Genomic DNA, 565 nt, shown 5'->3' on the forward strand with positions numbered 1-565 from the left:
GGGGTGCGGGCGCGGGGCCGGGGCCACGGACACGGAGGGACACGGTGGGGTGGATGCTGGCCGGCGCCAGGCCCGGACCACGGAGACGGGGGGGACGCCACAGGACGGGACGCCGGCCGGGGCCAGGCCTCGGACCACGGACACCGTGAGCCTCGAATGGAGGCCAAGCCAAGCGCTGGAGTACGGCCGGGCAATCCCTGGGGCGAACTTGCGGAGGCGGGGCGGCGCAGCTGGCCACAGGGAAACCCCGTCGCGCCAGGGGTGCCGGACGCCCCACTCGCACATGGCCGGGCTCCTGCCGAGCCCCAGAACAGAGCCCTCCCCCACGGTGGCCCCCGCAAGCCGACCCCGCCTGGGCAAACCCGTTCCTGATCACCCTCGAAGACCTGCTAGGGTTCTACCCGTCGCCGCAAGCGCCCAGCGCAACGCCCGACACGCCCCCGTAGCTCAGGGGATAGAGCAACGGCCTCCGGAGCCGTGTGCGCAGGTTCGAATCCTGCCGGGGGCACCTTGGATTAGGTGCCCAAAGACCCCGTCACCAGCGGAAACGCTGAGGCCGGGGTCT

General features: G+C 72.7%; 1 tRNA gene. It reads left to right on the forward strand.

Annotation, left to right across the window (positions count from 1 at the left end):
• The first annotated feature begins 436 nt into the window (after positions 1–436).
• A tRNA-Arg gene (locus tag GT030_RS28070) sits at positions 437–508 on the forward strand.
• Positions 509–565 lie beyond the last annotated feature (57 nt).

The organism is Streptomyces sp. SID1328 (assembly GCF_009865595.1).
Classification (GTDB): domain Bacteria; phylum Actinomycetota; class Actinomycetes; order Streptomycetales; family Streptomycetaceae; genus Streptomyces; species Streptomyces griseoluteus.